Below are 7630 nucleotides of genomic sequence, written 5' to 3'. Positions count from 1 at the left end.
ACGCACATGGCGTTGACCAGGATGTTGCCGTTGTAGCCCTTGTGGAAGTTGGTCTCGCCCGCGACCGTCGGCACGCCGACGCAGTTGCCGTAGCCGCCGATGCCGGCGACCACGCCCTTGACCAGGCGCTTGGACTTCTCGTGCGAGGGATCGCCGAAACGCAGGGCGTTCAGCAGGGCCACCGGGCGGGCGCCCATGGTGAAGACGTCGCGCATGATGCCGCCCACGCCCGTCGCCGCGCCCTGATAGGGCTCGATGTAAGAGGGGTGGTTGTGGCTCTCCATCTTGAAGATGCAGGCGTCGCCGTCGTCGATGTCGATGACCCCGGCGTTCTCGCCCGGGCCGCAGATGACGCGCTCGCCCGTGACGGGGAACTTCATCAGCTGCTTCTTGGAGGATTTGTAGGAGCAGTGCTCGGACCACATCACCGAGAAGACGCCCAGCTCGACCTGGTTGGGCTCGCGGCCCAGCCGGTCCAGCAGGACCTCATACTCGTTCGGAGCCAGACCGTATTCAGCGGCCAATTCTGCGGTGGTCTTTTGCGGAGCGCTCATGGGCGGGGCTTCTAGCCGGGTCTGAGCCTCCTGTCAGCCCGTCCCATTATCGGGGTCGCTCAACACCGCGTTTCAGACCGAACACAAGGATGACGGCGGCCACGACCAGCAGGAAGGCGGCGCCCAGGGCGGTGAAGCCCAGCAGGGGATTCCGCTCCTGCTCCGCCACAAAGGCCCCGATCAGGCCCCAGGCGATGGGCAGGGGATAGGCCATGGTGCGCAGGTAGAGCGTGACCTCGATCGCCACCAGTACCGTCACCACGATCGCTGCTATGGCCCAAGCGGTTGGCGAGGCGAAGGCGGGCAGGGCGTCGAACGCCGTCGCCGTGGTGATCAGGTTCAGCGGCGCGGCGATGGTCAGCCATCCCGCCAGCGCCGCCAGCGGCCAGATCAGGAACCAGCGGTCGCGATCCATTGGTCCGGTCGTGCGGATGGTCCCGGCGACGGCCAGCAAGGGAACCAGCAGGGCCAGCAGCGAAGCGAAGATGATGACCACGCTGGCCGCCTTCAGGTTCAGGGCCGCCGCCACGATCCACATGCCGATGCCGAAGAAGGCCACGACCGAGGGCCAGCCCATGCGGCGGATCAGCGGGCTTTCGCCCGTCTGGGGCAGGGCCTGGCGAGCGGCATAGGCCAGAAGCCCCAGATAGATCAGACCCCATATGGAAAAGGCGTAGCCCGCCACCTGCAGGGTCTGGTCGCCGTCGGCTGCGAACTCGGCTTGCGACAGTCCAAACCCGCCCAGGTTCTGCACAATGGGGACCACCACGGCAAAGACGGCGGCGGCCAGGACCGCCAGGCGACGGGTTTGCTGACGGGGCGTGGGGCGTTCGATGGCGGACATACGGGCGTCTCCGGCTCAGCTTCGCACTATCTACGCACCGGGCGCCGCTTTGGTTCAAGAGCGCCGACGGAACCCTCTGCGCGCCGCCCCGCTTAGGTCAGGACAGACTTCTCGTTCAGGAGACGCGCCATGGCCGACCCCGACAACCTGCCGGAAGACCCGGCCCTCGACACCGAGGAGGTGGAAACTAACCGCGCCCTTGAGCAGGGCCTCGGCGTCGGCGCCCGCGAACTGGCGGCCATCGGTGAATCCGGGGAGAAGGGCACGCTGGAAGGTCCGCTTGATGACGACGGCGAGCCTGTGGAGGAAGAGGTCGAGGTCGGCGACGCGGGGCGCAGCGCCAGCGTCCTTGATCGCAAGGAGGAGGCGCGGCCGGAAGACGAGCAGTTGGACAAGGAGTCCGACGCCTGATCAATGGGCGCTTGACCCGGCTCGCGACGCATCGTTCCATCGCTTGATGAGCGATGTTCGGCTTGACGATCCCCAGGCTCTATTGGCGCAGGCGCGCGCGGCGCGGCAGCGCGCCGATCTTGAGGCGCTTGCGGCCGCCGCCGACGCCTTGCTGCATCTGAACCCGCGCGAACCGCGCGCTCTGGTGCTGAAGGCCGACGCCCTGGCGGGGCAGGGGGATCATCGTTCGGCCATGACCTTCTACGGCGCCGCCCTGGCCCAGGGACGCGCCATCGTCATGCCGCCGCCCGATCTGCGCGCCGAACTGGAGCGAGCGGCGCGCGCCCAGGCCGAGGGCGCGCGACGGTTCGAGCAGGGCCTGCGCGACGGACTTCAGGCGCGGGGTTTCGATCCGGCCTCGTCCAGCGCGCGCTTCGCCGCTTCGTTGGACCTTATGACGGGGCGTCGGCGGCTCTATTCCCAGCAGCCCAAGTTCTACATGTTCCCCGGTTTGCCGCAGATCGAGTTCCAGCCGCGCGAGACGGTCGCCTGGCTGGCCGGGGTCGAGGCGGCGGCGCTGGCGATCCGGGCCGAGCTGGACGCGATTCTGGCCGAACCCGCCCTGTTCGCGCCCTATGTCGAGGACCGCGCCAATCGCCCCAAGCATGATCAGGCCGGGATGCTGGACAACGCCGCCTGGAGCGCGGTCTTCCTTTGGAAGGACGGCGCCGAGGTTCCTGAGATCGCCGCCCGCTGTCCCGAGACCCTGCGGGCGCTGGCCGAGGCGCCCCTGTGCCGCATCCCCGGCCGGTCGCCGTCCATCCTTTTCTCGAAGCTGCAGGCGGGGGCGAAGATCCCGCCGCACCACGGCCTGATCAATCCGCGGCTGATCTGCCACCTGCCGCTGATCGCGCCGCCCGGCTCGCACTTCCGGGTCGGCGGCGAGGTGCGCGAATGGAAGGAAGGTCAGGCCTGGGCTTTCGACGACACCATCGAGCACGAGGCGTGGAACGACAGCGGCCGCGACCGCACCATCCTGATCTTCGACGTGTGGAAGCCCGAGATCACGACCGAGGAACAGGACCTGATTCGCGCCCTGTTCGCCACCATCGACGCGACCGGAGGCGACGCGCCGAAACTGGGGGTTTAGGCCGCGGCGTAGATGCTCTGGAACAGGACGGCGCCGTCGGCGCTGCCCAATTCGGCTTCGAAGGCGCGGTCGGGGTGGGGCATCATGCCCAGGACGTTGCCGCGCGCATTCTGGATGCCGGCGATGTCGGCGACCGAGCCGTTGGGGTTGTCGACGTAGCGGAAGACCACCTGGCCCTCGCCCTCGAGGCGGGCCAGGGTTTCAGCATCGGCGAAGTAGTTTCCGTCGCCGTTGCCCTGGGTCATGACCACTTCGCGCTGGCCCTGATAGCCCGAGGTGAAGCGGGTCTGGCCGTTGGCGACCGTCAGGCTGATCGGCTTGCAGACGTATTTCAGACCGGCGTTGCGCAGCAGGGCGCCCGGCAGCATGCCGGCCTCGCACAGGACCTGGAAGCCGTTGCAGATGCCCAGGACGGCGACGCCGTCGTCGGCGGCCTTCTTGACCGCCTGCATGATCGGGGCCTGGGCCGCCATCGCGCCGCAGCGCAGATAGTCGCCGTAGGAGAAGCCGCCCGGCAGGACGATCAGATCGAGGCCTTTCGGCAGCTCGGTCTCGGCGTGCCAGACCATTTCGACCTGCTCGCCAGTGGAACGTTCGATGGCGACCTTGCAGTCGCGATCACAGTTGGACCCGGGGAAGACGATGACAGCTGCGCTCATGGGCGGGCCTCCTAGCACCCTTCGGGGCGAATGTCAGGCGTCGCTTTACGCTGTCTTGCGTCCGGTCAGCCAGGCGACGATCCAGACCGCGAAACCGCCCAGCGACAGGGCCACCCCGACCCAGCCGGTCGAGGTCCAGCCCCAGCCCGCCGCCACGGCCATGCCGCCCAGCAGGGGGCCGATGGCGTTGGCGGTGTTGAAGGCCGAATGATTCAGAGCAGCGGCCAGGGTCTGCGCGTCGCCGGCCACGTCCATCAGGCGGGTTTGCAGGATGGAGCCCAGCCCGCCGCCGCCGCCGATCAGGAAGACCACGATCAGCATGGCCCACAGGTGCGGCGCGGCGAAGGGATAGATTGCCAGCGCCGCCGCGCTCCACAGCAGAAGCCCGCCCGCCGCCTTCATGCCGTAACGGTCGGCGGCCCAGGCTCCCAGCAGATTGCCGCTCATCATGCCCAGGCCGAACATGGCGAAGACCCAGGGCAGGACCTCGGGTCCGACGCCGGTCACGGCGCTCAGGGTCGAGGCCAGATAGGCGTAGACTGCGAACATCCCGCCAAAGCCGATGGCCCCGACGCCCAGCGTCAGCCACACCTGACCGCGCTTCAGGGCGCCCAACTCGCGCAGGGGGCTGGCGTCGGCGTGAGCCGGATCGCGCGGCGCGAACAGGGCGACCAGGGCCATGGTGATCACCGCCAGGACGCTGACGATGGCGAAGGTCCAGCGCCAGCCGAACTCATGACTGATCGCGGTGGCGACCGGCACGCCGATGACGGTCGCCACCGTCAGGCCCAGCAGGATGGTGGAGACGGCGCGCGTCCTGAGCCTGAGCGGCACCAGAGACGCCGCCACAAGGGCCGCCACGCCGAAATAGGCCCCGTGCGGAATGCCGCTGAGGAAGCGGAAGGCCAGCATCCATTCATAGTTGGGGGCGAGGGCGCTCAGCGCATTGCCGATTGCAAACAGGGCCATGAAGCCGATCAGCAGCCGCCAGCGCGGCAGGCGCGCGCCCAGCACCGCCAGAATGGGCGCCCCGACCACGACGCCGGCGGCATAGGCGCTGATGACATGGCCGGCGGTAGGCTCATCGACGCCGAGGCCCGCCGCGAAGTCGGGCAGGACGCTCATGGCCGCGAACTCGGTGACGCCGATGGCGAACCCGCCCATGGCCAGGGCCAGCAGCACCAGCGCCACCTTGCCGGGGGCGGCGACCGCCTCCACTGCGGGCGACGGCGCGAGGCTGTCGTCGATACAGGAGGCGGCGTCGGTGGGGGCCATGAACTATCGCGATGCAACAAAATTACGTTGCGTCGCAAAATAGAGCGCACGCCCTCCGCTTCAACCTTGGCCGGACGCCCGGCCCATCACACTTTGTATGCAGCGAGGTTCAGGCGCCGACCAGTTCGGCCCGAACCCGGGGGTGCGACACCGACAGGCCCAGGGTCTGGGCGGCGTAAAGCTCCAGCAGCAGACGATCCTGATCGTCGGCCAGGGGCAGCCAGCGCGCCTTGATCGGCTTGCGGCGACCGGGGCGGGGCGAAGACTCGCTGACGCTGATCCGAGGCGCGCCGCCGCCGATCGGCTTCTGCACTCTGGCGGCCAGCGACAGGCGCAGCGACGGCGCGAGCATCCGCTCCTCCAGATACGGCGGGCTGCCCACATGGATCGGCTCGTCGCCCTCATAGAAGACATAGACGGCCCCGCGTGCGGGCAGACGCGCCCGCGTCAGGGGTTCCAGCGGCTGCGCCATCAGGCGGCGGAACAGGCCAGGGACCGCCGCCAGCCTCTGGTGATGATCGAGCGTCGCCGTCATCACCTTTCGTAGGTCGCGGTGATCGAGGCCTTGGCCAGGGTATGGAAATGCAGGTTGAAGCCGAAGATCGCGCCCGAGTTGTCGACCGTCACCGGCAGTCGGTCCACGTCCACGGCGAAGACGGTGAAGATGTAGCGGTGCGGGCCGTGGCCAGGCGGCGGGGCGGCGCCGCCGAAACCGGCCTCGCCATAGTCGGTGCGGCCCTGGACCGCCCCCTTGGGCAGACCGGCGCCGCCGACGGCGCCCGCGCCCGCCGCCAGTTCGGTCACGTTGGCGGGAATGTTGGCCACGGTCCAGTGCCAGAAGCCCGAGCCGGTCGGGGCGTCGGGGTCGAAGCAGGTGACGGCGAAGCTCCTGGTCCCTTCGGGCGCGCCGGACCAGGACAACTGGGGCGAGGTGTCGCCCAGGGCCTTCACCTGGGCGTCGGGCAGGACGCCGCCGTCATGAAAATCGGCGGAGGTGAGGGTGAAGGTCATGCGGCGCTCCCTTGATCTGGCTGTCGGACGGAACGGTCTGGCTTCGATACCGTTGCGCAGCGACAGTCTGTTCCTAGCCAAGCTTGATCCTGGTTCAAAGCGCGGAGCGCCGGATGCTGCAAGCCCTTCTCGACCAGACCTTTCTGACGCGCGCCGTGCGAGTGCGTCTGCCGGGCGGGCGCGAGCTGACGGCGGGGCCGGGAACGCCGGAACTGACGGTCGAGATCCGCGACATGAAGGCGGCCCTGGCCATCGCCGCCAACCCCGATCTGGCGCTGGGCGAGGCCTTCATGGACGGGACCTTCCGGGTCGCGGACGGCGACATCTACGACTTCCTGCAACTGACCACGTCGCAACTGGCGATCCGGCCGCGCGCAGGCAAACTGACCCTCCTGCAGCGAATCCGGCGCGGCGCGGAACAGGCCAACGACCGGCTGCACGCGCGCAGCAACGTCCATCACCACTATGACCTGACGGTCGACTTCTATCGCCTGTTTCTGGACGAGGACCTGCAATACTCCTGCGCCTTCTTCGAGACGCCGGACGCCACACTGGATCAGGCCCAGGTCGCCAAGAAGCGACGGCTGATCGACAAGCTGCTGCTGTCGCCGGGCCAAAGCGCCCTGGACATCGGTTGCGGCTGGGGCGGCCTGGGCCTGTCGATGGCCGAGCGCGGGGCGCGCGTCACCGGCGTGACCCTGTCGATCGAGCAGCACCGCACGGCCAACGAGCGGGCGGCGGCGCGCGGCCTGTCCGACCGGGCCGAGTTCCGGCTGCAGGACTATCGCGACCTGAACCAGACCTTCGACCGCATCATCTCGGTTGGCATGTTCGAGCACGTCGGCGCGCCCAATTATCAGGAGTACTTCGATACGATCGCCCGGCTGCTGGATGACGACGGCGTGGCGGTGATCCACTCCATCGGCCGCAAGACTCCGCCCAGCCGCACCCAGCCCTTTATCCGTAAGTACATCTTCCCCGGCGGCTATATCCCGGCCTTGTCCGAGGTCCTCCCCGCCATCGAACGTTCGGGGCTATGGGTCACGGATATGGAGGTGCTGCGGCTGCACTATGCCGAGACGCTGAAGGTCTGGCGGACGCGGTTCCTGGCGCGACGTGAGGAGGCCCTGACCATGTATGATGAGCGGTTCTGCCGGATGTGGGAGTTCTACCTCGCCGCCAGCGAAGTCGCCTTCCGCGAACTGGGGCATATGGTCTTCCAGTTGCAGCTGACGAAGAAGCAGACCGCCGTGCCGTTGAGCCGGGACTATCTGTGCGAGTGATCTCTCTTTCCTCCCCATGAAATGGGGAGGTGGCGCGACGGCTGACGCTTGCGTCGCCCCCTCCACCGCTGCGCGGTCCCCCTCCCCACAGAGTGCGGAGGAAAAAAGAAAAAGGCCGCTCTTGCGAGCGGCCTTGATCGTCTGATCTGTCGTGGCCTTACGCCACTTCGATCCGGTAGCTTTCGATGACCGTGTTGGCCAGCAGGGTGTCGCACATGCGCTTCACCTCGGCTTCCTTGTCGGACACGCTGTCGTCGAGGTCGAACTCGATCATCTTGCCGACGCGGGCGTTGGCGACGCCGGCCCAGCCCAGACCCTGCAGGGCGCCTTCGACGGCCTTGCCCTGAACGTCCAGGACGCCGGGCTTCAGGAAGACGTGAACTTTCACCTTGGCCATTAGTGCAGTCCTCCTTGGATCACGGTCGGCATGTCCTTCATGATGCCGAGGCGGCGGGCCACCTCGG

At 68.0% G+C, this 7630-nt stretch carries 10 protein-coding genes; 3 read left to right on the top strand and 7 right to left on the bottom strand.

Annotated elements, in window-relative coordinates; genetic code table 11:
- The coding region (locus tag VGE49_RS07760) for an AIR synthase related protein (protein ID WP_331033987.1) at positions 1-554 on the bottom strand (554 nt) is incomplete at its 3' end.
- A gap of 46 nt (positions 555-600) precedes the next feature.
- A complete protein-coding gene (locus VGE49_RS07755; protein WP_331033986.1) occupies positions 601-1398 on the bottom strand; it encodes a hypothetical protein in 798 nt (265 codons plus the stop codon).
- A 129-nt stretch (positions 1399-1527) separates the two neighbouring features.
- Here VGE49_RS07755 and VGE49_RS07750 point away from each other — a divergent pair, with 129 nt between their 5' ends.
- Positions 1528-1809, top strand: coding sequence for a hypothetical protein (locus VGE49_RS07750; protein WP_331033985.1), 282 nt, complete (start codon positions 1528-1530; stop codon positions 1807-1809).
- Positions 1810-1855: 46 nt separating this feature from the next.
- Entirely contained in the window at positions 1856-2938 is a 1083-nt protein-coding gene (locus VGE49_RS07745; RefSeq protein ID WP_331033984.1) for an aspartyl/asparaginyl beta-hydroxylase domain-containing protein, read from the top strand.
- Here VGE49_RS07745 and purQ read toward each other — a convergent pair.
- The 4 genes from purQ to VGE49_RS07725 form a co-directional block, all read right to left on the bottom strand.
- Positions 2935-3597 carry a phosphoribosylformylglycinamidine synthase subunit PurQ gene (gene purQ, locus VGE49_RS07740; protein WP_331033983.1) on the bottom strand — a complete coding sequence of 221 codons (663 nt, stop codon included), beginning with the start codon at positions 3595-3597 and terminating at the stop codon, positions 2935-2937. The two genes, VGE49_RS07745 and purQ, sit on opposite strands and share 4 nt — an antisense overlap.
- A gap of 45 nt (positions 3598-3642) precedes the next feature.
- Complete coding sequence (locus VGE49_RS07735) at positions 3643-4872, bottom strand: MFS transporter (RefSeq protein WP_331033982.1); 1230 nt, start codon at positions 4870-4872, stop codon at positions 3643-3645.
- 109 nt (positions 4873-4981) lie between these two features.
- Positions 4982-5407: a hypothetical protein gene (locus VGE49_RS07730; protein WP_331033981.1), complete on the bottom strand. Its 426-nt coding sequence runs from the start codon at positions 5405-5407 to the stop codon at positions 4982-4984.
- Positions 5407-5883 carry a YbhB/YbcL family Raf kinase inhibitor-like protein gene (locus tag VGE49_RS07725; protein WP_331033980.1) on the bottom strand — a complete coding sequence of 159 codons (477 nt, stop codon included), beginning with the start codon at positions 5881-5883 and terminating at the stop codon, positions 5407-5409. The genes VGE49_RS07730 and VGE49_RS07725 overlap by 1 nt, the downstream gene beginning before the upstream one ends.
- 113 nt (positions 5884-5996) lie before the next feature.
- On the opposite strand from VGE49_RS07725, the gene VGE49_RS07720 reads away from it, so the two are divergent.
- Entirely contained in the window at positions 5997-7166 is a 1170-nt protein-coding gene (locus VGE49_RS07720) for a cyclopropane-fatty-acyl-phospholipid synthase family protein (protein ID WP_331033979.1), read from the top strand.
- A gap of 157 nt (positions 7167-7323) precedes the next feature.
- On the opposite strand, the gene purS is transcribed toward VGE49_RS07720, so the two are convergent.
- Positions 7324-7563: a phosphoribosylformylglycinamidine synthase subunit PurS gene (gene purS / locus VGE49_RS07715; RefSeq protein ID WP_105563084.1), complete on the bottom strand. Its 240-nt coding sequence runs from the start codon at positions 7561-7563 to the stop codon at positions 7324-7326.
- Positions 7564-7630: the final 67 nt, after the last annotated feature.

It is taken from the genome of Brevundimonas sp., from assembly GCF_036405315.1.
Lineage (GTDB): Bacteria > Pseudomonadota > Alphaproteobacteria > Caulobacterales > Caulobacteraceae > Brevundimonas.
The sequence above is the reverse complement of the archived record's forward strand: the minus strand, read 5'-3'. Positions and strand labels throughout refer to the sequence as shown.